This is a genomic window from Paraflavitalea pollutisoli, assembly GCF_029360705.1.
Taxonomy (GTDB): Bacteria; Bacteroidota; Bacteroidia; order Chitinophagales; family Chitinophagaceae; genus Paraflavitalea; species Paraflavitalea pollutisoli.
Map to the genome: position 1 here is coordinate 1,365,454 of NZ_JARKMX010000008.1, position 24,320 is coordinate 1,389,773.

Here is a 24,320-nt window from a genome sequence, read left to right on the forward strand (position 1 = left end):
AATGGGTGTCATGGCGGGTAAAAGCTGGCATTGTTCATGGATAGCATCGTTTTGGTGTTTGAAATAAATAGTTCGTTGATCGTTAGAATCCTGCGGTGGCAGTGCCCCATCGCTTGTTCGGCTTCGGCCCCATTTCCAACTCCAGGTGGCCACCGTTCATGAGTTGATCATGTGTGAACCAGGGTGTATTCAGGGCGATGCCGTTCATCTTCGCGCTTTGTATGTATTTGTTTTGAACGCTGCTGTTGTTGGCCGTAAGCCTGAACTGTTTGCCATTTTGCAGCTGGATCGCCACCTTGCTGAACAATGGGCTGCCAATGGTGTACAGCGGCTGTCCCGGTGTAACGGGATAAAAACCCATGGAGGCAAATACGACGAATGCCGTCATGCCACCCCCATCTTCATCACCGGGAATACCAAATACATTGTCTTTGAACCATACATCGAGCAGGAAACGCACGGCCTTTTGTGTTTTCCAGGGAGAAGCGGTGTAGTTATACAACCACGGAATGTGGAAGCTGGGCTCATTGCCCATGGAGAATTGGCCAACAAGGCCGGTGGCGTCGGGAAACTTGTTCCAAAACTCATGTTTGCCACGGCCCAGCCCCTCGCGGAAGAGTTGATCGAGCCGCTCTTCAAAGGTCTGCCGACCGCCCATGAGCCGTATCAGATCGGGTATATCCTGCTGTACCTGCCAGAGATAGGTATAGCCGTTGTTCTCATCGTAGTAATCACGACCACCGGGACCACCGTCAAACTTGAGATCGATGTTGATCCAGTTGCCGTGCTTGTCTTTGGGCAAGAAGAACTTTTTCTCCGGATGCCACAGGTTACGATAGTTCTGTCCGCGGGGCGTGAACAGCTCATAGTCTGCCTGCTTGCCCAGGTCTTTGGCGAGTTGCGCCAGTGCCCAGTCGTCGTAGCTGGTGCCCAGGGTAACGGCTACGGCCTGCCGCTTTTCGAAGTTATCCACCAGGGGCTCCGTTTCTTTTTCACCCGGCGACAGGGCGGGAAAATAGCCCTTGCTGTGGTAGAAATCGTCCAGGGCAGTTTTGGGTCCGTTGCGCCAGGGAATGATGGTAGCATCGGTCGCATTTTTGCGCATGCCCGCATAGGCTTTCTGTATATCGAAATTGCGCAGCCCTTTGCGCCAGGCATCGAGAAAAACGACGGAGGAATGAAATCCATTCATGCAGGCATGATCGCCGAACAGTACCGGGAAGGTGGGCATCCAGCCGCTTTGCTCATACATGCGTACATACGATTGCAGCATGTCTTCTTCCTGCTTCGGGTTCAGGATCATCCGCAGGGGGTGGTGTGCGAGGTAGGTATCCCAGGCCCAGTCATCTACATAAAAAGGACGCTGGTCTTTGTTGACCTGTTTGTTGTAGCCACTGTAATAACAGCCTCCTTCGGTTATATCCACCATGCGTTCGTAACAACGGTACAGCGCGGTGTAAAAGGAACGCTTCTGGGCTTCGGTACCGCCCGCTACCTGTATTTGACCGATGTCGGTTTCCCAGGCTTTGCGGGCCTGGGCCACGATTGTCGTAAAGCTTTTGCCAGTCAATTCTGCTGCATAGTTCAGCCTGGCCTGTTCGGCGCTGACGTAGCTGAGGGCATAGCGCAACTCCACCTCGTTGGTCGTGGCAGGAAAACTGATCCAGGCTTTGGCGCCTTTGCCGGTAACGGTCTGGCTGGTCTGTAACTGGCCGTTGGCCAGGGTACCGGGTTTACCGGGCACCGACCAGGTGCCATAGAGATATACTTTTATGTCACCATGCCAGGTTTCGTAGCCAGTGACCTCTGTGGTGCTGGAAAAATGGTATTGACCTTCGTCGCCATTGTACCCATCAAGCAGGATGGCCTTATGGGCCGATGGGGGAAAACGGAACCGGTAGATGCCTGTTTTACGGCCGGGGGTGAACTCCACCCCTATTTCGTCATCGAGCAGCCAGGTGCTATAATGCCAGGGATGGTTGACTTCGAGGTCATGATCCCAGGTATAGCGAGCCTGCCAGCTTTGGGCGGTAACGGGTTTTACGCTGGGTTTGATGGCAAATACCTGCCCCAGCCGGTGCGAGACGATGTTGAGGGGGAAACTGGCGATCTGATTATCAAGGTAGTCTTTTCGTTGGGGGGCTACCCGGATCATCTGGTTGGGCAACTGGATGGTGGGTCGGGTGGGCTCCAATAGATGCCCCACCGATCCGATGGTGGGGTCCACATAATCAAGGACGGACTTCGCGGGTTCGGGACGGACGGACCGGGCCGGCTGACGCGCCAATAAAGTCGATGCGGGGCTGATTAGCAATGCCCATAGCAGTAGCTTTTTCATATTGCAGGCAAACAGTTTCGTTGAAATTTCTACCTGCAAGAAAGCCCGAAGAGACTAACAAAGGCATTAATAAACCTATTAATTGAGAAATTAATTGCTTGTTTTTTAGAATTTTATGGCAAAAGGCAGTTAATCCCGCCGTCGGGCGGGATGTAGCGGCCACAAAGGGCCAGTCGGCGGTCGGGAGCCTACCTCACCGGTTTGACCAGCCAGGTGGCCGGCCCGCTCCGATCAAAGAGGTTAGTGCTTGCCCGAGGAGGTCCCGGCTGTAAAGTCACTTCCGGAATAGGATCTACTATTGTAAAGCCATAGCAGGAAAAACCTGCTTACCTGTAAAGCTTATGCAGGAAAAGATAGTAAAAGCAACCAGCACTGAGCAGGGTTTAGGCCTGCGCAAACCCGGGTTCACGTCGGGGCAAACGCAGTGTAACGCCGTGCCAAAGCCGGATCAATGAGGGACCAAACGCGGCCATACGCGCGTTTGGTCCGCGTTTAGTGTGCGTTTGGTGCGCGTTTGACCCGAACGAGCCCCTTAGCAGCTGCGCTCAAAGACCGGGATCGCACCACCAACGGAGCGGGGATGCAGCGCCTCTAGATAGACCCGCTATGTCTCCGCTCTATGTCCGCTGCATCTCCGCTGCATCTCCGCTGCATCCTCTCTAACCGCGTACATTATCAATACATTAGGTGAGCACCCGGCGAGCAGGGGTCTCGAAGCAGGCATACTAACTGATAACCAGCCTAATAAGTTATACCATGAATAAATCTGAAGCATTTATAGCCCGGTAATGTCAGTGAAGGGCCGGTCGAAGTCCTGGCCGTAGTTCTCACGGTATTCCTTGGTGTATTTCACCCACACCTCTTTGGCCAGGCCGTGGCGGCCCAGGTAAGTGAGGCTCTTGCATTTCCAGACCAGGGCATCTTCGTTGAGCTGGTCAAACAGGAACATGCAATTGGCCACGCGGATGATGAATTCGGCATCGGCCGCCAGGTCGGCGCGGGAAAGATAGTCGAGCAGGACATCGGTGACCTTGCCCGATACTTCCGATTTGATGTCATCGAGCCAGTTGTAGTGGATGGTGCTGAGGAAATTGCCCCGGCCAGCTACCTGTATCAATTGTTGGATATATTGTTTGTTGGCCGGTTCGGGCGCTGCCACCAGGAGGGCAAACCGCTGGTAGTCGATCGTGACGCTGTCATTCAATACTTCGAGTTTCCATTTACCCGATTCTTTGCCCACATGCCACTCGCCTACTTTTTCCAGGATGCCTTTCAGCTTGACCACATTGACGGAAAAGTTGTTCCGCGCATCCTTCAACGGCTTATCGCCCCACAACAGCTCATACAGCTTTTCGGAGGCAATGCCTTTGCCATCGCGGACCGTATAGGTCAGCATCAACAGGAACAACTCGCGCAACAAGGGCGTAAACAGCTTGGTGATGTCGTTGGCTTCTTTATCGAATACTTCCAGGGGGCCAAACAGGTGGATGGAGGCCGTGTCTTTATGCGACACACCTTCCCCCGTTGTGCCATCGCTGGTTTCCGCTGCCGGTAATACCGATACTGCCGGAGCCGTCACCGCCACATTCGCGGGCTGCGCTACGGCCGGAACGGAGGGTCGGTGTTTTCGCTTGCGCATCAAGACCACCACACTTCCGGCAATCACGATGCCTGCCGCTAAAAACCATATCCAATCGTTGGAAGCGGCTTTGGGTGGTGGTGGCGCTACTTCTATTTTATTGGGGGGAAAGTCGAGGGTAAAGACCTTCACCTCGCTTTCATTCTGCTTGTTGGTGAAGATGGTAACGGCCACCAGTTTCTGGCTGGCGGGGCTGTAATAGAGATCGGCGAAGGATTCAATATCGTGAAACGCATAGGGAATGGTATCTGCCATCAATGCGTACCGCGGCGCTGTCAGCGAGCCACGAATCAGTTGCAGAGAAGAGTTGAACCGGTCGATCGGATGTGTCAGCGCATAGTATTCACCAGCTACCGCATCGATGACCATGCTGTTGGCAAAACAGAAAGGGGCTGCGGGATCGGGCAGGTGGTAGATACTTTTGAAAGCACTGTTTTTAACATCGAAGGCCAGTAACTCGTAACTGTACCGGGGATTGATGGACTGATCGCCCGTTTTACTGCCAAAACCACCCATGATCCAGGCTGTATCGCCCGTTTCGCTACTGCCCAATGCTGCCAGGTAACGGGGCATGAAGAAATCTCCTTTGGTATCAATCGACTCCCATTCTTTGGAGGGGAGGTGGTAGCGCTGTACTTCATTGCGGTATTGCAACTGTCCATACCCTCCTATTATATACAGGGCGCTATCGGTAGCAGACAGGAACTTATTGGCCTGCCAGTAAATCGTGAGCGGTCCGGGGGTGAAGTTATTGCTCCACCGGGCATTGGCAGGTTGCCAGCTACTCACTTCTTTTTCGTCGATGTCGATGTTGTACAGTGTTTCACCGGCAGCGTGGTAAATGGACTGGTTGCCCGGCGGCAGCGTATCGCGCCGGGTACTGAGGGGGATGGCAGTCAGTTGTGCATTGCGGACGGCATATTGAAACAGGGTGTCTTTGCTGACAATGTACAGCAACTCCTTTTTTTTATCAAAGGCCACGCTGGCTACGCCCTTCATATGAATGAGTGTCGCTGGTGCCCAGTTCTGGTGCCGGGGTTTGATCCAAACGGGATTATCCACCCGCGCCACGACCTGTTGCAATTTGTCGGCAGCACGCTGTCCGCTGGTTTCATCCAGGGGATAATAGGCGCGTTGTTGTTTGTTCTCTTCGATACTGATGTCGCGGATATTCATCGGCGGCACATCGGTGATCTTGAAACCCGGCAGGTCGTTGGTACCAAAGAATACCTGGTAACAGGTGCGGCTGTCGATGTTGGCGCGTCCTTTTCCTTTCAGGTCTTTGCCAAGGTAAAAAGTCACCTCATGGGTAGTGGGATCCAGCGCAATCGTAAACCGGTTCCACTGACTGTATAGTTGCACAGAGTCGATGGTAAAAGTGGCGGTGACGGTATCGCCGATCACGGCATTGAATTGCAGTAACCGTTGGTTGTAGACAATATCGATGTTCTGGTGGTTGTTGCTCACCAGGCGAACGATGTAGCCGAAATAGGTTTCCAGGTGCGGCGTGAAAGAGAGATCGAAGCTAATTGTGGTGGGTTTGGCACTGCAGATGGGACCGTCGGTGGACAGGTTGAGGCTGGTGCGTTTTTCGGGCACGACTTCATGGCTGGAAAATCGCAACCCGTGCGACTGTCCCCATACATTATTCACCACCAGGATCAGGCATACCAATAAGAGGATTCTCCCCATAAGCAAGCTAAACAAATTATAAAGTACAAATTAGGTATTCTGTCGTATTAATTCAACACGATCTATTGATAATAAGAATCTTGTGGAAAAAAGGAACGCCAGGTCCCTACAATGGCAACTCATTGGCCGTAAAGGCGAGCGGCATGAGTAGATTAGCATCGGGAATGATGTAGATCTGCCCGGTTTGTCCGGCCAGTATAAGACGTATGGGTTGTTGGGTGCGTTCTTCAAACTCTTTGATCCGTTGGCGGCAAATACCGCAGGGGCTGATGGGATGATCGTTGAGAATATCATCGCCCTGATAGCTGACGGCCAGCGTGTCGATGGGCAGGCCGGGCCAATTGACGCCAGCGGTGGCTAACAACACACTTTCGGCACAGATGCCGGCGGGATAAGAAGCATTCTCCTGGTTGGCTCCGGTAACGATCTCACCGTTTTGCATACGGGCAGCCGCTCCTACGCGGAAATGCGAGTAAGGCGCCCAGGCTCGTTGGGTGGCGGTACGGGCGGTTTCCAGCAGCTGCGCATCGGCCGGTGCCAGCTCTGTGCTATCCTCATATACTTCGTAACTGAATTTGTACTCGGTTGTTTTCATCGTGTCCTATTATAATAAAGCCGAAAGGCAACTAGCAGATTGCTGTATGCAATTTACTGGCTGCCTTTCGGACTTCAAATTATATTAATGCATTACCCGTTGAGCGGGTATGTTATCGGTTAGTGGATGCTGCTGAACATACGGTTCCAGCGAACGCCTTTATCCCAGCTCATCCAGATCAGCCAGGCTTCTCCGACGATATGGTCTTCGGGTACAAATCCCCAGAAACGGCTATCCTGTGATTGGTGGCGGTTGTCACCCATCATCCAGAAGTAATCCATTTTGAAGGTATACTTGTCTGTTTGCTGACCGTTGATGAAGTATTTGCCGCCGCGCACGTCCAGTTCATTGTGTTCATACACCCGGATGGCGCGCTCGTACATGCTGAAATTATCAGGCGTAATGGTGAGGGTAGCGCCTTTCTTCGGTACCCAGAGCGGACCGAAATCATCTACCTGCCAGTGATGGATGTTGTCCCGGGGGAAGATCTTATCGTCCTGGATCTTCAGTACGCTAACGCTGTCGATGAGGCCATTTTTGATCATCTTGTCTTTGGCTTCGTTGGTCAGCATCATGCGGTAGCGGTTGCCACCAATGGGCATCAGTTCTTCTTCGATCTTATCGAAATCATATTCATCTTTCAAAAGGTCGTAGTCGAGCTGCGGCACTTTTACCGTCACTTCGTAGTACAACTGCATCTTGGGAGGCAGGAAGGCTTTTTTGCCATCGATGTACAAGACACCATCGATGATCTGCAGCGTATCGCCGGCAATGGCTACACAACGTTTGATGTAGTTCTCTTTTTTATCGACGGGACGTACAATGAGGGGGTACTGATCGGGATTAGACAATATCTTTTCCCGGCCTGCATCCATATTGCGGTCGCCCAGTTGCCAGGCCACATCATAATAAGGATTGCGCGATTGGTACTCTTCGAGGTTGATGACCGTATCACCGGCGGGGAAATTGAATACAACGACATCGTTTCTTTTGATCGGCGTGGCGAACCAGCGGGTGTACGGAATATGTATGAGTTCAGAATACGATTTGGTATTGGTCACCGGCAGGGTGTGGTGTACAAACGGGATGGCCAGGGGCGTATTCGGGATACGGGGGCCGTAGCTGAGTTTGCTCACAAACAGGAAATCGTTGACGAGGAGGGTCTTTTCCATCGAGCCGGTGGGAATGGTGTAAGCTTCAAACACGAAGGTGCGGATGAGGGTAGCTGCTACGATAGCAAAAACGCCGGCATCGATCCATTCGCGGGCCGCCGACTTCTTGTGTTTCTTCACGATATCGGGACCGTAGTACTTCTCTTTTTCATCGAATCCTACGATGGGCAGATACGCGAATCCGACCAGTACGGTGGCGGCATGTTGCCAGAACCGGAATTTATTGAACAGTTTAACGAACTCTACCAGTATCCACAGGCTGATGAACCAACCTACCACGGGTATGAATTGCCAGAAAAACCAGTGTTGTTTGATACCCGAAACGCGCACCATCTCCCAGGTGTTGAGAAAGGGAACGAAGGCTTTCCAGGCGGGGATACCTGCCTTCTGGAACATTTTGTATAACCCTACGGCAGGCAATACGACTATCAGCAGCGAAATGATGATAATTACGGTCAGATCGTGTGAACTCATGCTGTCTTGTTTAGAAATTTCCGGGCAAAAATACCGCTTTAATTGTCAATGCAACCCTGTATTAACCAGCTTTTTGCTATTATATTGTACCCTGACGGCTGGAAACGGTCATACCTCCCCCTCAACAGGATTTGAACATTCGTATTAGTTGGCATATCTTTCGTTTTGTTACAGCAATATGAACTTTTTTTCCATACGCGACGTCCAAAATCTTACTGGTATTAAGGCACATACGCTCCGAATCTGGGAGCAACGGCACAGCATTCTACGGCCGAGGCGCAAAGAAAGCAATCACCGGCAGTATGACAATGAAGACCTGAAACAGCTGTTGCGGGTGGCATTTCTGTACAAACACGGGTACAAGATTTCCCGTATTGCGAACCTAACGGAGGAAGATATCTGCCGGCTTTCGCTGGAACTGCGGCCCGACAAGGAAAACTTCGACATCTACGTCAACCAACTGACCGAGGCCACCATCGACCTCGATCCTCCACGGTTTGAACGCGTACTGGACCAGCTTTTTGCGCAAAACGATATCGAGCAGTCTGTGCTGTCGGTCCTGTTTCCCTTGTTGCGCCAGGTTGGTCATTTGTGGCTGGCCGGCAGCGTAATGCCTGCCCAGGAGCATTTTGCCAGTGCCATCATTGTGCGGAAATTGCTAGTGGCCATCGACCAGCTGGAACGCCCCTCTCCCACCAGCCGGCGCCGGGTGGTATTGTTTACGCCCTACGGCGAATCGCACGAAATTCCCTTATTATTCATGCAGTACATGCTCAAACGGAACGGCATTCCTTTCCTGTACCTGGGCAGTAATGTAAAACTGGATACGCTGGCGACGACCTGCCAGCACTTTGAAGCAGCACATCCGGAGCATCCGATCACCCAGGTCTACTTCCACCTGATCACCAACCTCATCCGGATGGACCTCAGCGAATACCTGCACAAGCTGTCGTCTATGTTTCCCCAACAGGAGATCATTTATGCCGGCTCGCGCAATGGCACGTATTTCTCCCGGGGCATTCCCGGCAATGTACAATTGGTGAAAGGATCCGAAGCATTGGTCAATTTCAGCAAGGTGCGTTGAGCAACCCGCTAACGGCGAAATATACTGGCCCAGGTATACAGTACAAAGGATACGAAGTAAGCGCCTCCGATCTGCTCGATGGGAAGCGACGTAGCCAGCATGATGGCGATCACCGACAATCCAAATACAATAAGACCGATCGAAAACCATTGCACCCAGGAATTCCCGGTTAACCGAAGCGGGAACTGCATGTGACCGAGTGGCAACCCGAGCGACAGCGTGACCAGTCCGGCCAACAGCAATGGCACGGAGCCTGTCTGGATGAAGAGGCTGGCAATGACGAGGCCAAGGCCTGTCGTCAACGCAGCTACGAGCGCAATAGCATTGGTCTTTTCGCGCTGGCTGAGGGCGTACTTACCATCTTTATGAAAGAAGAGGAAAAAATTAGCGAGCGGATTAATCACCCAGCTGGTGATCACGAATGCTACGTACAGGGCAAGCAGTGTGTAACCGATAGCTGCCAGGGTGCCCCCACCCTTCACGGATAATTGTCCCAGCAGTTGTACCCCCGCATAAATGGCGATCGGGATGAACAAACGGGCACGCTTTCCCTTGTTGTTGATCCAGAAGCTGTATTGCAGCAACCATTTATAGGGTGGGATCTTCGACTTCAGGGATTGTTTGAGCCCTTCCCGGGCACCTTCGAGGTTGGGCTGCAAGCGCAGGGCCTCGCGGAAATGTTTGGCGGCTTCGTTGTGCCGGCGTTTCTCGAGCAGGTTCCAGCCTACGGTAGAGTGGGTCCAGGCGTTTTCCGGGTCCTTCTCGAGCGCATCCTGCATGGTCTCCATGGCATCTTCTACCCGGTGAAGCTTATTGAGGGAAGTAGATCGAACGTTGAGGCAGGTAATGTTTTCCGGATCCACAGCCAGCCCTTCATTGGCTTTCTGCAAAGCCAGCTCGAATTGTTTCTCTTCCAGCAACACCAATCCCCACAGACCAAAGAATTCAGCGCTCCAGGGACTGAGCTCTACCGCCCGTTGCAGGTAACGCAAGGCTGGTTCGTGCTGATCGAGCTGGTAATAACCGAAGGCCAGCAGGTAAAAATAATAGCCTTCGTGGGGCATCACGCGGATGGCGTTCTTCACCGCTTCGATGCCTTCGTGTATTTGTTTCTGATCGTATTTGCACCTTGCCAGTAACCCCAGGGCATAATCGTTTTCCGGATCGATGCGCAAGGCATCGGTCAGCTGACGTTCTGCATCTTTGGGACGGCCCTGGGCCAACAAGAGTTGTGCCCGCTCAAGCAAAGGCGCTACATCGGTCATCGCTACTTTTTGATCTTTAGGAATTTCAGGATATCATCGTACAGGCCGGATTCATTGGCGTACAAAGCATAGTTGCGCGCCGAGGCAAACCACTCGAGGGTGGTGGGCCGGTGTTGTTTGGCGGCTTTCAGCAGGTCTTTGGTGCCCAATGGCTGCAGGCTGCCGCTGGCCATGGAGTCGCGGAGCTTGTCTTCGATCGCGATATCGATCATGGCTTTCACGTCGGCGCCAGAGTAGTCGGGTGTTTCTTTGGCGAGCTTCCGTACATCGATGTTTTGTACGGGTTTGTCTTTAAGCATCGCTGTGATGATCTCTTCGCGGGCCTGCTCATCGGGTGGCTCCACAAAGATAACGCGGTCAAAGCGACCGGGGCGGCGGAAGGCTGCATCGACGCTCCAGGGAGCGTTGGTGGCAGCGAGTATCAATACCCCTTCATTGTTGGATTGTACACCATCCATCTCGGCCAGGAACTGGTTGATGACATGGCGCATGGCCGATTGCCGCAGGTCGGCACGGCTGGCGCCCATGGCATCCACCTCATCGAAGAAGAGGACACAGGGAGCATTCTTGCGTGCCAGTTCGAAAATGGCGTGCAGGTTCTTTTCGCTGTTGCCGATCCACATATCGAGGATATCGTGCAGGCCGATGCTGATGAATTTGGCATGGATCTCACCGGCGGTAGCTTTGGCGATATAGGTTTTGCCGCAACCGGGAGGTCCGTACAGGAGAATGCCACCACCTACTTTTTTGCCGAAGGCTTTGTAGAGCTCCGGATTTTTGAGCGGCTGGATGATCTTCATGGATATCTCGTCCTTGATGCGCTTCATGCCGCCTACGTGCGAGAAATCGATGGTCGGTTTTTCGAGGAAGAAATCGCTGCCGTGGTTGCCCGCTTCGTCGTTATCGTTCAGCTCATCCTGGTCGGATGATTGTGCGTCGGCATTGCCTACCCGCAGTTTGCCATCGATCTCTTCGTCGGCAAATCCGGGATTGAGGGCGATCACTTTCTGGTATACCTCCACGGCCTGCTGCAGGGAGTTTTCGCGGATCAGTGATTTCACGAAAAACACCATGGCGTCGGTGGGAAGGTTGGGATAAAGTTCTTCGTAGATAATGATAGCAGCCGAATACTTATGCTGGTAAAAATATGCTTCGGCCAGGCCCAGCTGGGCCTTGGTATTTCCATAGCTGCGGTGCAATACTTCACTGTACTGTTCTGCGGACTCGGCATACCGTTTTTCGCGCATCAACACTTCGGCGAGGTGTATCCGCAATGGTACGTTATCAGGGGAAACCTGCAGGGCTTCCTGCAGGCTCTTTATGTGGTCATTCATGCTGTTAAATTAATACAACAACCGGACCTTGATCGTCTCCTTCACCTGTTTTAACAATTGAAAAGCAGTATCGGAAAGCTTCTGGTCCACGTCCAGTACCACATACCCTATTTCGTCATTGGTTTTGAGGTATTGGCCCAGGATGTTGATATTGTTTTTGGACAGTTGGGTATTGATCTCCGACAGTACGCCCGGTACGTTGCGGTGAACGTGCAGGATGCGGTGTGTTCCTTCCTGCGGTGGCAGGTTGAGGGCAGGCACTGTATGAGACCCATTGGTAACGCCCATTTCGAGGAATTGGTATAATTTGTTGCTCACATCTTCCCCGATATTCTCCTGGGCCTCTTCGGTAGAACCACCGATGTGCGGCGTCAGGATCACGTTAGGCAATCCCTGCAGGGGGGTCGTGAATTTATCGCCGTTCTTTTCGGGCTCCCAGGGGAATACGTCGATGGCGGCACCGGCGATCTGTCCGCTTTTCAGGCGGGCAGCCAGCGCTTCGAGATCGACCACTTCGCCGCGGGCGTAGTTGATAAGGATAGAGCCTTTCTTGAAATGCTGCAGCACCTCGTCGTTGATCATGTTGCGGGTGGCTTTGTTATCGGGCACATGGAGGGAGATGATATCTGCCTCGCTCACCACTTCTTTGAGCGTCTTACGGGCTACGGCGTTGCCCAGGGGCAGCTTGGTGACCGCATCGTAGAAGATGACGTGCATACCCAGCGCTTCGGCCAGTACGCTTACCTGCGAACCGATGTTGCCATACCCAATGATGCCGAGGGTTTTGCCACGCATTTCGTAGCTGCCTTTGGCTTCTTTCATCCAGGTACCCTGGTGGGCGGCGGTATTTTTATCGGGAATGCGTCGGATGAGCATGATGGACAAGCCGATCACGAGCTCTGCCACGGAACGGGTATTGGAATACGGTGCGTTGAACACGACCACGCCATGTTCGGTAGCACTTTTCAGGTCAACCTGATTGACGCCGATACAGAAGCAGCCGATGGCCTGTAGCTTTTTGGCGGCGGCCAGTACGGCGGGGGTGATCTGGGTTTTGGAGCGGATGCCGAGCAGGTGTACGTCTTTCACTTCGCGGATCAGGTCTTCTTCAGTCAGGGCTCCTCCCAGTTTGCGGACGGAAGCATACCCTGCGTCTTTAAAGTTCTTTACGGCTGCATCGCTGATGTTCTCAAGAAAGAGGATGTTTACCTTGTCTTTCGGATAACTTGTATTTTTTTTCTCGCTCATAATGATGGCTCATCTTTTGCGTTAAACAATCTGGGTCCGTTAGTTCCGGTTCAACAAAACAGCATGTCAGGCAAGCCAGCAGGATTCGCGGTTAGCTATAGAATTGGGGAGAATGTTGGAAAAAATCTACCAGAATCACCAGTTCCATAAAAATCCTTCAACACAGATCAATATTTGATGCTTTCCATGTTCCGGGCTGCAAATATGTCGTAAAAATTGGACATGGAAAAACGGGAAGACCGGTAACGATTGCGCAGCGGGTAAGCCGCAACAGATAGAAAGAAGTATTTATCAGTGCTTTATGTTACAAAAATTGTGTGAAATTGTTTGGTGGGCGCCCAATTTCCGTGATTTAATCCATACTTTTGCTGATCACTAACCCAACTAAAACAGTCCTTTTGAAAACCATGTTGAGGGTCATACCATTCAGTCTTTTTGCCCTTGGTTGTGCACAATGGGGTGATAAACAACCGTCTTTGTTGACGCCGTCCAATGGACAGGTGGCCGTGTCGGCTGCTGCTTCGCATTCAAACACATCAGATTCAAATAGTTACTATATATCACTCGTAAAGGGGTTCATCGATACTACTTTTGGCGAAAAGCTGAACGGCAGTATCCTGGTGGCCAAAGACGGCAACGTACTGTACGAGAAATATTCGGGGTTCGAGAATCCACGGGGTTATGGCGACTCAATTACGGCCACTACGCCGTTTCACCTCGCTTCGGTATCCAAGACCTTTACGGCCATGTCGATCCTGAAGTTGTGGGATGAAGGCAGGCTGCAGATCGATAGCCTGGTAAGTGCTTACCTGCCCGGCTTTCCCTGCCAGGGCGTAACGGTGCGCATGTTGCTGAACCACCGCAGCGGCCTACCCAAATACGATCATTATATGGCCAGCCTTGGCTGGAACCGCAAGAAGATCATGACCAACCAGGACGTGCTGGATTTCCTGATCGCCAACCGCAAGAAGATCCCCGTGGGTCGCCCGGATCGTGGCTTCAGTTATTCCAATACGAATTTTGCCCTGCTGGCACTGATCGTGGAAAAAGTAAGCGGCGAGTTTTACGGCGATTACCTGAAACATACTTTCCTCGATTCGTTGGGCATGCATGATACGTATGTATATACCCGCGCCGATTCGGCCCGCAGTCTTCCCTCCTACTATTATAACGGTCGCCAGTACGCCTTCGACTTCCTCGACCTGGTATACGGTGATAAAAATATTTACAGCACGCCACGTGACCTCGTGAAGTGGGATCAGGCCCTGTCGAGCAACCGCTTTTTCAAACAGTCTACGCTGGATGCAGCCTATACCCCTTACAGCAATGAGAAACCAGGCACCCATAATTATGGCTTGGGCTGGCGCATGTACGTGCTGAAGAATGGCAAGAAACTGATCTATCACACCGGTTGGTGGCATGGCAACCGGACGATCTTCGTACGTCTGCTCGACGAGCATGTAACGATCGTAGCACTTTGCAACAACGACTCGCGTAATATTTATACGGCCAAGGAGATGGCCGATTACTTCGGTGATTATATGCAGGGCATCGACCGGGGCGATGAAGATGGACGGGTAGCCGCGGCTCCCGTGGTGCGCAAGGCCAAGCGCGGCACTGTATCCCGGAAGCAGGCGCTGGCAAAAAATACCGTTAAGAAGAAAACCACGGGCAAGCGCTCTACGACGACGGCTTATGCAGGCAAGGCCAGCAAATCGACCAAATCGAAGACGACCAAGTCTGGTAAAAAATAATCCACTGCTCCTTGCGGGCAGCCATAAAAAGCGGGTGTATTAAAAGGTACACCCGCTTTTTTATGGGGACCAGGCAATCTGACCTTCACGATGTGCCGGCCCAGTTTGTAAGGAGGGGTCTCCTCCTCTCTTTTGTAAACGGTGTGTTATCCCCGGATGCGGTTACGGGTGCTATTGTTTAAATCTGTATTTTAGAGATACATTCAACACCCACCATGTACATCTTTTCCGCTGCCGACATCCGCGCCTGGGATGAGTATACCATTTTACATGAACCGATCTCTTCCATCGACCTGATGGAACGCGCTTCGCTGGCCTGTGTCGATTGGCTGCAACAGCATCAACCAGACAATATGGGGTACGCCGTCTTCTGCGGTAAGGGCAACAATGGCGGGGATGGGCTGGCCATTGCGCGGTTGCTGGCGGAGGCCGATCATGCGGTAACGGTATATATTCTGGAATTTGGTCACCTGGGCACGGAGGATTTTCAGACCAACCTGGCCCGCCTGCACGAGAGTGGTGCCGTCATCAAATTCATTTCTGCTGCAGAGAATATCCCAACGCTGACGGTCGGCGAAACGGTGATCGATGCCTTACTGGGTTCGGGGCTCAACCGCCCGCTGGAAGGACTTACCGCACAGGTCGTAGGCCATATCAACAACAGCGGGCTACGGGTGATCTCGATCGATATGCCGACAGGGCTTATGGCCGATAGCAGCGCTACGGGGAATACGATCATCCAGGCAGATCATACGTTGAGCTTTCAATGTTACAAGCCGGCCTTTCTGGTGGCAGAGAATGCTGCTTATATCGGCCAGCTGCACATCCTGGATATCGGTTTGCACCCCGGCTATCCGGCTACCCAGCCGAGTCCTTTCCAATGGATCGATCAGGCGATGGTGCAATCCATTCTGCGGCCAAGAGGCGCATTCTCGCACAAGGGGACTTATGGTCATGCGGCGATCATTGCCGGCAGCCAGGGCATGATGGGGGCCGCCACGCTGGCTGCGCGCGCTTGCCTGCGCAGCGGTGTGGGCAAACTGACCGCGCATATCCCGGCGATCGGGTATACGATCATGCAGATCGCCGTACCGGAAGCGATGACCTATACAGCGGGCAAGGAACATGTGGAAACGGCGGTGAGCCTGGGCCAATACGACGTGATCGGTGCGGGGCCGGGACTGGGTCAATATGGGTCGCACCGTGAGCTATTGGAAACGATCTTTCAGCAATGTAAAAATGCCCTGGTGCTGGATGCAGATGCACTGAATGTGTTGTCGCTGCACCAGGAACTATTGGGCAAGCTGCCTCCCCATACGATCCTTACCCCCCACCCCAAGGAATTTGAGCGGCTGTTTGGCAAAACAGCCAATGATTTCGAGCGTATTCAACTGGCGTTGAAAAGAGCGGCGGCGCTCAAGATCGTGATCGTTTTGAAGGGGCGTTATTCGTTGGTGGCGACGCCTGAGGGGGTGGCTTATTTCAACAGCACGGGCAATCCCGGAATGGCGACTGGTGGTAGCGGCGACGTGCTCACCGGCATCATTACTGGTCTCGCTGCACAAGGTTACTCACCGGTTCATGCAGCGATTGCCGGCGTATTTATCCATGGCCTGGCGGGTGATATTGCGGCTTCTTATACTTCTCAAACATCGCTCATCGCCTCGGACCTGGTGGAGTACCTGGCGGATGCTTTTCATCAGTTGGAGCTGTAGCGGGTGACCGGCTACCGCGTGGCATTTACTTTGCAGCCATGCCCGTATGAACTACAAAACTTTCGATATTGCGCTGGAGTATGATGGTATTCAATACCAGGGTTGGGTAACGCCTTCGGACGAACATCATGCCAATGGTATGCCACGCTCCTTTCACGTGGTGCTCAACGAAACCATGTTTGGCAACCTCTCCAAATCGGGCGACAATTGGGTCATCGATCAGCAACGTCCTGCGCCCATGGTGGAGCAGGTGGGTAAACTGATTCAGTCGCAGATCAAGTAAGGGGTGTCTGGTCCTGTAGGTTTCTCTCCCATTATGCATGAGCAGCAGTCCAGTCCTTTTGACGATCTGCGTTTGTTGATTACTTACTCCGCCAAACCTGAACCACCTGCAGGATAATACACTATAACTTCTTCATCAGTTCCTGTGCTTTGGCATATTGCGGGGCATCGGCCGGTATTTTCTCGAGCCAGTCTTTGGCGGTCTCTTTATCGTTCTCTTTCAGGAAACTCAGCGCCTGGTAGAAGGTGGCGTCGTATTTAAAGGCGGAACCGCCGCGGATGAGCTTTTCGAATATCACCCTGGCCTGCGTCAGCTGGTCTGTGTGTAACAGGGCTACGCCGAGATAAAAGGCTGCATAGGTATTGTTGGGTTGCTGCTGCACCACCTCGGCCAGGTCGACCGCTGCCACCACATAATCCTTGCTATTGAAGGCTATGGTCGCTGCTGCCAATACCGAATCGGCATGACTGCCGCGCTCCGTTTGACTGTCCATTTGTGCGATCGCGTATTTTTCATAGAGCTTATCGCTGGACGGGTTCCACAACCATACACCAACGATCAGCACTGCTGCGACAGCCACAGCGACGGAGAGGTATTTCCGGAAAGGTACTACCCTGCCAGACTTCGTAGCCTCCCCTGGCTGCTGGTCGTTGCCGCCGCCAAAATGCGCTTGCCGTAAAGGTTGCATCGTAGCTTTCAGCTGTTCCCGTGTTTCATCCGCTCCAAAGTGTTGCTGCAATCCGGTTTCCACTTCCTGTTGCAGGGCGATGAGTTCCTGCCATTCCGGATTGTCGGGCAACGCCTTTTCAAAAGCGGCTTCTTCATCGGGCGACATATCGCCATCGAGGTACCGGGGTATGTCTTCTTTTGTGAATGTCATAACGGATCGATAATTATTTTAAATGCCTGCGCTCACTGGTGCAAACGCTGTTGTACCATTTGGGTGAGCGAGGCCATGCATTCGCTTTTCTTCTTGCGCAGGTAGCCGTAGGTAACTTTCAGTTGAGCGGCTATCTTTTCCTGGTCGCCACCTTCCATGCACTTACGGATGATCTCTTTGCAGGTGTCTCCCAGTTTTTCAAAACATTGCAGGAAGACCTCCATTTTGTGCTGTTGCCCTTTTACCTGCTCGGCCAGGGCGAATACATCTTCGCCAATAGATACATCATCTATCTCTTTTGTTACCGGCTGCCTCCCTCTTTTTTTCAATTCATTGAGCCACTTTCTTTTACAGACGAGCACCAGGAATGGTTCGAAGGGGCAGGTCAGCTGTAGGGCTTTGTACTTTGCCTGGTTATAGATATCTATCAGGGACTCCTGGAAAATATCGGCCGCATCGTCTTCCGTACCACTATTGGCCAATATATACCGGCGGATGGTGCCGGCATATTGATCATAGATCTCCGATACCACACGCTGGTCGTTGTCGAGGAGCGCCTGTAGGTACCGGTGGTCTTTATGTATAAGGGGTGAGATCATCGCAGGTTTTATAAGTGAATGATATCCACTGCACAAGCTACCAAATCTTCTTAGCGGGTAAAAATAATCAAAAAAAAGTGACGGCAAGGGGGTAACAAAAATCCCGGGGTGCTGATATACCTGTGAACACGCAAGGGGCGGATGCCGAAAAGCCCGACAAAGAGTAGGCACTACCAAAATCGAATGATATGAAACGTTCTTTATTCGCAGCCGCTATGATCGCTGCCTCGATCACAACGTTCTCTTCCTGCAAGAAAAATCAAGATGCTCCTTCATATGCCCGCGCTGAAGCATTCCTGCAAGCGCATGCCATACCGGTACAATCTTTCACCGGCAATGCAACCACCGGCTTTACCATTACCGGCGCCAAGGGTACCAAAGTGAAGTTTCCTGCCAATGCTTTCATCGATGGCGATGGCGGCCTTGTCACCGGTACAGTAGCCGTTACGCTGAAGGAAGTACTGAGCAAAAAAGATGTTATGTTCTCCGGTGTAATGACAGAATCCAACGGCCAGTTGCTCGAATCGGGCGGTGAGCTGGAAGTGAAGGCCGATAAAGACGGCAAGGCGCTGCGCATCAATCCCAACCTGGGTGATAACGGCATCAAGGTGGAAGTACCTAAAGTGATGAACAACCAGGATATGGGCCTGTTTGTACAGGAGAAAAGACGTGAACAGCCTGGCCCCAACGGTGTCCCCCAGCCAACCAACCAGTCTCCATTGACCTGGGCTCCTGCACCTTACTATCCTTTTGGCAACGGTCCCAATAGCTATTCTTTCACCTTGCCTGGTTTTACCTGGGTAAACTGCGACCGCTTCTACAGCGATCCGAACCCCAAGACCACCATGACGGTATTGCCTGCCTTCCAGGACAACAACCAGGTAACAGACCTGCAGGTGTTCCTGGTGTTCAAAAACATCAGCACAGTGGTCACGTTCCCTTTCAACAGCAGCCTGCAGAAATTTGAATCATATGGTAACTCCTTGCCTATCGGCCTGCAGGCTTACCTCGTATTGATCGGCAAGGACAGCGATGGTTTCGTACAGTTTGGTCAGCAAACCATCACCATCAGCGCCAACCTGCATGTTGATGCTCCGATCCACAAGGCTACGCAGGCTGAAGTTGACAACTTCCTCGCTACGATTCAATAAGCGAACGATACGCGCTCAACACAAAAAATACAATCGTTCATCAGGCTTATCTCCGGGACTATTCAGTCGGTTTACCGTACCTCCCCAGCTGCCTCCTCTACAGGGGGCAGCTTTCTTTTGTGGGCGACATTCGCCGTGGCGTGATACGTCCCCTACCCCGTTGGTTGTAAACAGGTCGGCGCAGATCATCGGCATCGCAACGATAGCTTGCATGCTGTGCTAACCGGAAGGCCACATCCCCAAAAGTAGCACCTATTGCCCTGCGTGCTTACCAGGTGAAATCAATGATCGATGTATAAGTGCCTGTGGTACCATTGGTGTCTTTGAAACTTACCGGACCTGTTTTGCGCACTGGCCTGCCCGCCGCATCGTAGGTATAGGTATAGCGTGCATCGAACGTGGCAGCGGCAGCACTGGTACGGTAATAACGGCCCGGATTGTTTTTCTGCAACCGTATTGAGGGCAGTAATACGGGATGGTGCAAAGGCGTATGGAGCAAGGCAAAGCCATCGGGGTTCACCTTTGTATCGTATTGTTCAAAATGATCGGCATAGCGTGTGTCGAGAAAAGGGCTTACCGGTAACTGGTGGAAGTCGATGGTGCGCAGGTTGCCATCGGGATAATAGCTGAAGGTAAGTGTTTGTTCATCGATCAACACGTTGCTACCGGTATCGATCTGCCAGGTCAACTGTTGCAGTTGATGGGCTGCCGTATAGGTTAGTTTGGCAGCACGATATACCTGTTTATTGCTGTTGGTTACCGTGATGGTAGCCACGAGGCTATTGCTGTAGGTATACCGCAATATATCCTTGTTGACGTTGCCGGGTACGCCCTTATTGGCCTGCAGGGTACGCACCCGCCCATTTAAATAGTCGATATCGTAACGGATGACTCCAGCGGCGTGATTCAAGGTAGTGATATAACCTTCTGTATCGTAGGTAAACGCGTACCAGGGGGATGGCAGCTTGTCGACACTCATGGTGCGCAGTTGAACGGCCGGTATATCGTTGATGGGTTTGGGATTGGGTGGTGGTTCTGTGGGGCATTTGTCTTTACGGCAGGCACTTAGGCTCAGGATACTTACTAACAGCATCAGTGATTTTGTACGCATAGTGGTGTGTATTTATTGTCAGCCTGACACCGTATTGCGGGCGATGGTTGTCTGTATCATCGGTTTGCACAAATTTGGGGATATCAGCATCCCCATTTCCGGGGATATTTTGAGGCAGGAATTCTTAAAATGTCGTATATTACAGTAACGGATTGCATCACCAAAACATTCAGCTGTATGAACAAAAAAGTAGCAGACATTTTACTACGTAAGGGCAGTAACATTACCACCGTCCCCCCAACGATCTCCGTACTGGACGGGTTAAAGATCATGGCTGACCAGAACATTGGTTCTGTGATGGTTATGGAAGACGGTCGATACCTGGGCATTATGACCGAACGGGACTACTCCCGCAAGATCGTATTGATGGGCCGCAGTTCGAACGATACACCGATCAGCGAGATTATGTCGAATGATTTTCCGCGTGTTACATCGGCTGACTCGATCGATTACTGTATGCAATTGTTATCAGACAGGAATATCCGGTACCTGCCGGTATTTGATGGTGAGCAAGTGATCGGCATCATCTCCATCAATGATGTGGTAAAAGAAACCATTCTGTCGCACGAAGAAACGATCACACAATTAAAAGATTACCTGCATTCTGCACGATAAATCATGATCGCTCCAATTACCCCCTGGAGCAGCCGGAGCCCCGCGATGCGGGGCTCTTTTTTTTGCCCTTTAACGGCTGCTGTTACTGCCCGGGTATGTTTGTATCGATTACGGTGATCCGCCCTCCACCACTGGTTTTTTCCCCCTGAATGCCCTATTTTTATCGGCATAACCCCTGTCACCCAAACTACCTGACCAACACATGAGACTACTACTGCTGGTGCTAGTGATATCGTTACGCACCTCCCTGGCCCTTGGACAAGTTCCTATTATTCAATCTATTTCTCCCGTTTCGGGTCCCGCCGGCACGCAAGTGACGATCAACGGCCACCAGTTTGGCGCGAACACCGGCGACAACAAAGTTTATTTTGGTACCCTGCCAGCCACGGTGGTGAGCGCCTCTCCCCTTTCGTTGACCGTGACGGTTCCGGCAGGTGCTACGACCCAACCGATCACCGTGCTCGTCAATGGCCTCAGTACCTATAGCGCTCAATCATTTATCACCACGTATACAGCGATTGGCAGTACGATCGGGAGCAATATGTTCCGCCCGGCCATAAATCTATCAGGCGGTGGCGATGTGAGCACGGCCGACCTGGACGGTGATGGTTATACCGATCTCTTTTATACCCGGTTTTCGTTTGATGAGGTCCGGATACTACACAATACCGGTAATGGCTTTGGCTTCTCGTATCAGGAGTCAGTCTGGGGTGGAACCACCAATCCCCTGGGCGTAAAGGCGGCCGATGTAAATGGGGACGGGCTGCCCGAACTGCTGGTCTTGAGTTATATGTACGACTGTGTCAACATTTTCAAGAACAATAGCACACCGGGTACCATCAACCTTCAATGGCCACCGGTGACACTGGCAGCTACTGATGGCTGCCGTGATTTTGCCATCGGCGACCTCGACAATGACGGGAAACCCGATATCGTTATTACCAACCAAAATGCCCATACCATTTCGATCTTCCGCAACACCTCGACGGGTGGTAATATTTCCTTCAGTACCAAAATAGATCTGGCTACCACGGCAGGGCCCGAAGGGGTTGCCATTGGTGACCTCGACGGCGACGGCAAACGGGAGATCGTGGTGGCCGGCAACAGCGCCATGGGTGGCATCAGTCTATTCAGGAACCAATCGACGCCGGGCACCCTTGCCTTCGATGCGAAACAAGACCTGGCAGCCGGTTCCTGGCCCTGGGATGTAGAGATCGCCGATGTGGATGGTGATGGCAAGCCAGACCTGCTGGCGAGCAACACTTCTTCCAGTACCATATCTGTATTCCGGAATACGAGTACGGGTGCCATTTCATTGGCGAACCGGGTAGACCTGGCCACCGGCGGCAGTCCCCGTGGCATGACTGTAGCCGACATCAATGGTGACGGCAAACCCGAACTACTGACTGCCAATTGGTTTATCGACGCTACGGTAGCCATACTCGGCAACAAGAGCAGCGCCGGCACGATCGCCTTCGACCCGTTTGTCACCTACACCACCAACACCGGTTGTGGCGAGGTTGTAGTGGCCGACCTGAACCGGGATGGTGCGCCCGACATCGTGACAGCCAACTCCCAAAGCAACTCGCTCTCATACCTGCACAACATCCACCAGGTAAATACAGGTATGCCTTCGTGCCCTACGCTGACGAATCCTGCCCACAACAGCAGTATCCCCCATTGGACGGCTACCCGGTTTATCTGGCGGAAAGATCCTTACGCTACCGGCTATCAGCTCAGCATCAAAAAGGGCACTTCGGTGGTAGTGGATATCACGACTACCGATACCTCCTATGAATTTACGCCTACCGCCGGTCTGTCCTATACCTGGAGTGTACGGCCTTCGAATGCGCCGAATACGAACTGGACCTGCCCCGAGTTCCGTTTCTCCGCTTGTCCCGTTCTGGCCAACCAAACGACCATTTCGGCAGAAGGGCCAACCAGTTTTTGCACGACCGATTCTGTCAAGCTGCAAGCCAATTATTCCGGGGCGTATCAGTGGTACCGCGATGGTCAACCGATCGATGGGGCCGACAATTTCTTATGGGTGAAGACAGCAGGTAGTTATACCGTACGTATGACCAATGGCGGTTGTTATTCGGAGCCTTCCAACGCGATTGTGGTGACCACGCTGCAAGCGCCGGCCAAGCCGGTAGCTACAGCCGGCGGACCTACCAGCTTCTGTGCGGGTGGCAGTGTGCAACTAACTGGCAGCATCGACAACCAGCTGCAATGGTTCCGTGATGATGCACCGATCGATGGCGCCACCGCCCAACAGTATACCGCTACCGGCGGTGGTAGTTATTTTGTGCGGATCACCAACAGCGCTTCGGGTTGCCACAACTACTCGGATAAACTAGTCGTGACCGTAACGCCCGTACCGCCCATGCCGGTCATCTCCGCGGTGGGTTCCGCCACGGCTTGCGCGGGCACGCAAGTGCAATTGCAGTCGACGGCATCTACGGGTAATGTTTGGTACAAAGACAATACACCGCTTGGCTTTGGGGCTCAATCGGCTTTTGTAGAGCAGTCGGGCAGCTATACGGTTCAGGTGAATCCGGGTGGCTGTGCATCGGCCATCAGTGCCCCCTTCCTGGTTACGATTAACCCGATCCCAGCCACCCCCACCGTGAGCACGCCCAATCCGACCGTTTGTGCCGGCGACAGTGTGGCCTTGCAATCATCGGCCGTTGCCGGCAACCAGTGGTACCGGAACAATCAACTGATCGATGGCGCCACGGCGCCAACCTACCGGGCTAAGGTAGCCGGCGCGTATACGGTGCGTCAAACTTCCAATGGTTGTGCATCGGCTGTGAGCGCCAGCACCACGGTGAGCTTTTTAGCTTTGCCGGCCAAACCGGCTATTACAGTCAATAGCAGCGCCCTGAGTGTGGCCACCACTTATACCAGCTATGCCTGGTTCCTCAACAATGCGCCCATCATTGGAGCGAATGGTGCACAACATGTAGCCAGTCAAAGCGGTTTGTACAGGGTCGTCGTCACGAACCTCTCCTCCTGTGCGATCAGTTCGGACGAACTCAATTTTGTCTATACTGCCACCAATGATGTGGAATGGCAGGGCTATGCCATCACCTGGTTTCCCAATCCGGTGCACGACCAACTGCACCTGCGGGTATCGCCACAGACGAGCCTGACCGGCAAAGTAACGGTGCGGATCACGGATAATGCAGGTCGCCCGGTGATAGTACAACAGCCGCTGAAGACCGGCAATAATGTGCTATCGATGGCGGGTTTGGCGCCGGGCATTTACCGGATCACGCTCCGCACCGGCAAACAGGAGAAGTCATTCAGTATATTGAAAGCGCATTAAGCTGCAGGGCGGTCACCCGCGCTAACAAAACGGGGCTGAC

At 52.6% G+C, this 24,320-nt stretch carries 17 protein-coding genes; 7 read left to right on the top strand and 10 right to left on the bottom strand.

The features are described 5' to 3' along the window. Positions 1-82: 82 nt before the first annotated feature. The 4 genes from P2W70_RS19240 to P2W70_RS19255 all read right to left on the bottom strand — a co-directional run bounded on the left by P2W70_RS19240 (position 83) and on the right by P2W70_RS19255 (position 7,910). Entirely contained in the window at positions 83-2,338 is a 2,256-nt protein-coding gene (locus P2W70_RS19240; protein ID WP_276483138.1) for a GH92 family glycosyl hydrolase, read from the bottom strand. A gap of 775 nt (positions 2,339-3,113) precedes the next feature. Continuing rightward, positions 3,114-5,669 carry an AfsR/SARP family transcriptional regulator gene (locus P2W70_RS19245; protein ID WP_276483139.1) on the bottom strand — a complete coding sequence of 852 codons (2,556 nt, stop codon included), beginning with the start codon at positions 5,667-5,669 and terminating at the stop codon, positions 3,114-3,116. 106 nt (positions 5,670-5,775) lie between these two features. After that, complete coding sequence (locus tag P2W70_RS19250; RefSeq protein ID WP_276483140.1) at positions 5,776-6,264, bottom strand: cytidine deaminase; 489 nt, start codon at positions 6,262-6,264, stop codon at positions 5,776-5,778. Between the two features lie 119 nt (positions 6,265-6,383). After that, positions 6,384-7,910: a S26 family signal peptidase gene (locus tag P2W70_RS19255; RefSeq protein WP_276483141.1), complete on the bottom strand. Its 1,527-nt coding sequence runs from the start codon at positions 7,908-7,910 to the stop codon at positions 6,384-6,386. A gap of 178 nt (positions 7,911-8,088) precedes the next feature. On the opposite strand from P2W70_RS19255, the gene P2W70_RS19260 reads away from it, so the two are divergent. Continuing rightward, entirely contained in the window at positions 8,089-8,994 is a 906-nt protein-coding gene (locus P2W70_RS19260) for a MerR family transcriptional regulator (protein ID WP_276483142.1), read from the top strand. Positions 8,995-9,002: 8 nt separating this feature from the next. On the opposite strand, the gene P2W70_RS19265 is transcribed toward P2W70_RS19260, so the two are convergent. The 3 genes from P2W70_RS19265 to serA are packed head-to-tail and all read right to left on the bottom strand — an operon-like array spanning position 9,003 to position 12,841. After that, positions 9,003-10,259, bottom strand: coding sequence for a tetratricopeptide repeat protein (locus P2W70_RS19265; protein WP_276483143.1), 1,257 nt, complete (start codon positions 10,257-10,259; stop codon positions 9,003-9,005). Positions 10,260-10,261: 2 nt separating this feature from the next. Then, positions 10,262-11,593 (bottom strand): AAA family ATPase, encoded by a 1,332-nt coding sequence (locus P2W70_RS19270; protein WP_276483144.1) that lies wholly within the window; start codon positions 11,591-11,593, stop codon positions 10,262-10,264. A gap of 9 nt (positions 11,594-11,602) precedes the next feature. Beyond that, positions 11,603-12,841, bottom strand: coding sequence for a phosphoglycerate dehydrogenase (gene serA, locus P2W70_RS19275; protein WP_276483145.1), 1,239 nt, complete (start codon positions 12,839-12,841; stop codon positions 11,603-11,605). A 407-nt stretch (positions 12,842-13,248) separates the two neighbouring features. On the opposite strand from serA, the gene P2W70_RS19280 reads away from it, so the two are divergent. From P2W70_RS19280 to P2W70_RS19290, 3 genes are all read left to right on the top strand, one after another. Then, the gene (locus P2W70_RS19280; RefSeq protein WP_276485382.1) at positions 13,249-14,595 is read left to right on the top strand and encodes a serine hydrolase domain-containing protein; all 1,347 of its coding nucleotides are present in this window, start codon (positions 13,249-13,251) and stop codon (positions 14,593-14,595) included. 215 nt (positions 14,596-14,810) lie between these two features. Further along, positions 14,811-16,310 carry an NAD(P)H-hydrate dehydratase gene (locus P2W70_RS19285; protein WP_276483146.1) on the top strand — a complete coding sequence of 500 codons (1,500 nt, stop codon included), beginning with the start codon at positions 14,811-14,813 and terminating at the stop codon, positions 16,308-16,310. A gap of 46 nt (positions 16,311-16,356) precedes the next feature. Next, positions 16,357-16,593, top strand: coding sequence for a hypothetical protein (locus tag P2W70_RS19290; RefSeq protein WP_276483147.1), 237 nt, complete (start codon positions 16,357-16,359; stop codon positions 16,591-16,593). Positions 16,594-16,714: 121 nt separating this feature from the next. Here P2W70_RS19290 and P2W70_RS19295 read toward each other — a convergent pair whose 3' ends face one another. Next, positions 16,715-17,473, bottom strand: coding sequence for a tetratricopeptide repeat protein (locus P2W70_RS19295; protein WP_276483148.1), 759 nt, complete (start codon positions 17,471-17,473; stop codon positions 16,715-16,717). A gap of 32 nt (positions 17,474-17,505) precedes the next feature. Then, positions 17,506-18,072 (bottom strand): RNA polymerase sigma factor, encoded by a 567-nt coding sequence (locus P2W70_RS19300; RefSeq protein ID WP_276483149.1) that lies wholly within the window; start codon positions 18,070-18,072, stop codon positions 17,506-17,508. A 188-nt stretch (positions 18,073-18,260) separates the two neighbouring features. Between P2W70_RS19300 and P2W70_RS19305 the strand changes: the two genes are divergently transcribed. Continuing rightward, positions 18,261-19,223 carry a hypothetical protein gene (locus tag P2W70_RS19305; protein WP_276483150.1) on the top strand — a complete coding sequence of 321 codons (963 nt, stop codon included), beginning with the start codon at positions 18,261-18,263 and terminating at the stop codon, positions 19,221-19,223. Between the two features lie 268 nt (positions 19,224-19,491). Here P2W70_RS19305 and P2W70_RS19310 read toward each other — a convergent pair whose 3' ends face one another. Continuing rightward, the gene (locus P2W70_RS19310) at positions 19,492-20,334 is read right to left on the bottom strand and encodes a hypothetical protein (RefSeq protein ID WP_276483151.1); all 843 of its coding nucleotides are present in this window, start codon (positions 20,332-20,334) and stop codon (positions 19,492-19,494) included. A 177-nt stretch (positions 20,335-20,511) separates the two neighbouring features. Between P2W70_RS19310 and P2W70_RS19315 the strand changes: the two genes are divergently transcribed. Together P2W70_RS19315 and P2W70_RS19320 are read left to right on the top strand one after the other, a co-directional pair. Beyond that, positions 20,512-20,949 (top strand): CBS domain-containing protein, encoded by a 438-nt coding sequence (locus P2W70_RS19315; protein ID WP_276483152.1) that lies wholly within the window; start codon positions 20,512-20,514, stop codon positions 20,947-20,949. 202 nt (positions 20,950-21,151) lie between these two features. Then, the gene (locus P2W70_RS19320) at positions 21,152-24,280 is read left to right on the top strand and encodes an FG-GAP-like repeat-containing protein (RefSeq protein WP_276483153.1); all 3,129 of its coding nucleotides are present in this window, start codon (positions 21,152-21,154) and stop codon (positions 24,278-24,280) included. Positions 24,281-24,320 lie beyond the last annotated feature (40 nt).

Coding starts and splice junctions, on each gene's coding strand:
- P2W70_RS19315 (WP_276483152.1), top strand. CDS start 20,512: ATGAACAAAAAAGTAGCAGACATTTTACTACGTAAGGGCAGTAACATT.
- P2W70_RS19265 (WP_276483143.1), bottom strand. CDS start 10,259: ATGACCGATGTAGCGCCTTTGCTTGAGCGGGCACAACTCTTGTTGGCC.
- P2W70_RS19295 (WP_276483148.1), bottom strand. CDS start 17,473: ATGACATTCACAAAAGAAGACATACCCCGGTACCTCGATGGCGATATG.
- P2W70_RS19320 (WP_276483153.1), top strand. CDS start 21,152: ATGAGACTACTACTGCTGGTGCTAGTGATATCGTTACGCACCTCCCTG.
- P2W70_RS19245 (WP_276483139.1), bottom strand. CDS start 5,669: ATGGGGAGAATCCTCTTATTGGTATGCCTGATCCTGGTGGTGAATAAT.
- P2W70_RS19305 (WP_276483150.1), top strand. CDS start 18,261: ATGAAACGTTCTTTATTCGCAGCCGCTATGATCGCTGCCTCGATCACA.
- P2W70_RS19300 (WP_276483149.1), bottom strand. CDS start 18,072: ATGATCTCACCCCTTATACATAAAGACCACCGGTACCTACAGGCGCTC.
- P2W70_RS19280 (WP_276485382.1), top strand. CDS start 13,249: ATGTTGAGGGTCATACCATTCAGTCTTTTTGCCCTTGGTTGTGCACAA.
- P2W70_RS19310 (WP_276483151.1), bottom strand. CDS start 20,334: ATGCGTACAAAATCACTGATGCTGTTAGTAAGTATCCTGAGCCTAAGT.
- P2W70_RS19285 (WP_276483146.1), top strand. CDS start 14,811: ATGTACATCTTTTCCGCTGCCGACATCCGCGCCTGGGATGAGTATACC.
- P2W70_RS19250 (WP_276483140.1), bottom strand. CDS start 6,264: ATGAAAACAACCGAGTACAAATTCAGTTACGAAGTATATGAGGATAGC.
- serA (WP_276483145.1), bottom strand. CDS start 12,841: ATGAGCGAGAAAAAAAATACAAGTTATCCGAAAGACAAGGTAAACATC.
- P2W70_RS19240 (WP_276483138.1), bottom strand. CDS start 2,338: ATGAAAAAGCTACTGCTATGGGCATTGCTAATCAGCCCCGCATCGACT.
- P2W70_RS19270 (WP_276483144.1), bottom strand. CDS start 11,593: ATGAATGACCACATAAAGAGCCTGCAGGAAGCCCTGCAGGTTTCCCCT.
- P2W70_RS19260 (WP_276483142.1), top strand. CDS start 8,089: ATGAACTTTTTTTCCATACGCGACGTCCAAAATCTTACTGGTATTAAG.
- P2W70_RS19290 (WP_276483147.1), top strand. CDS start 16,357: ATGAACTACAAAACTTTCGATATTGCGCTGGAGTATGATGGTATTCAA.
- P2W70_RS19255 (WP_276483141.1), bottom strand. CDS start 7,910: ATGAGTTCACACGATCTGACCGTAATTATCATCATTTCGCTGCTGATA.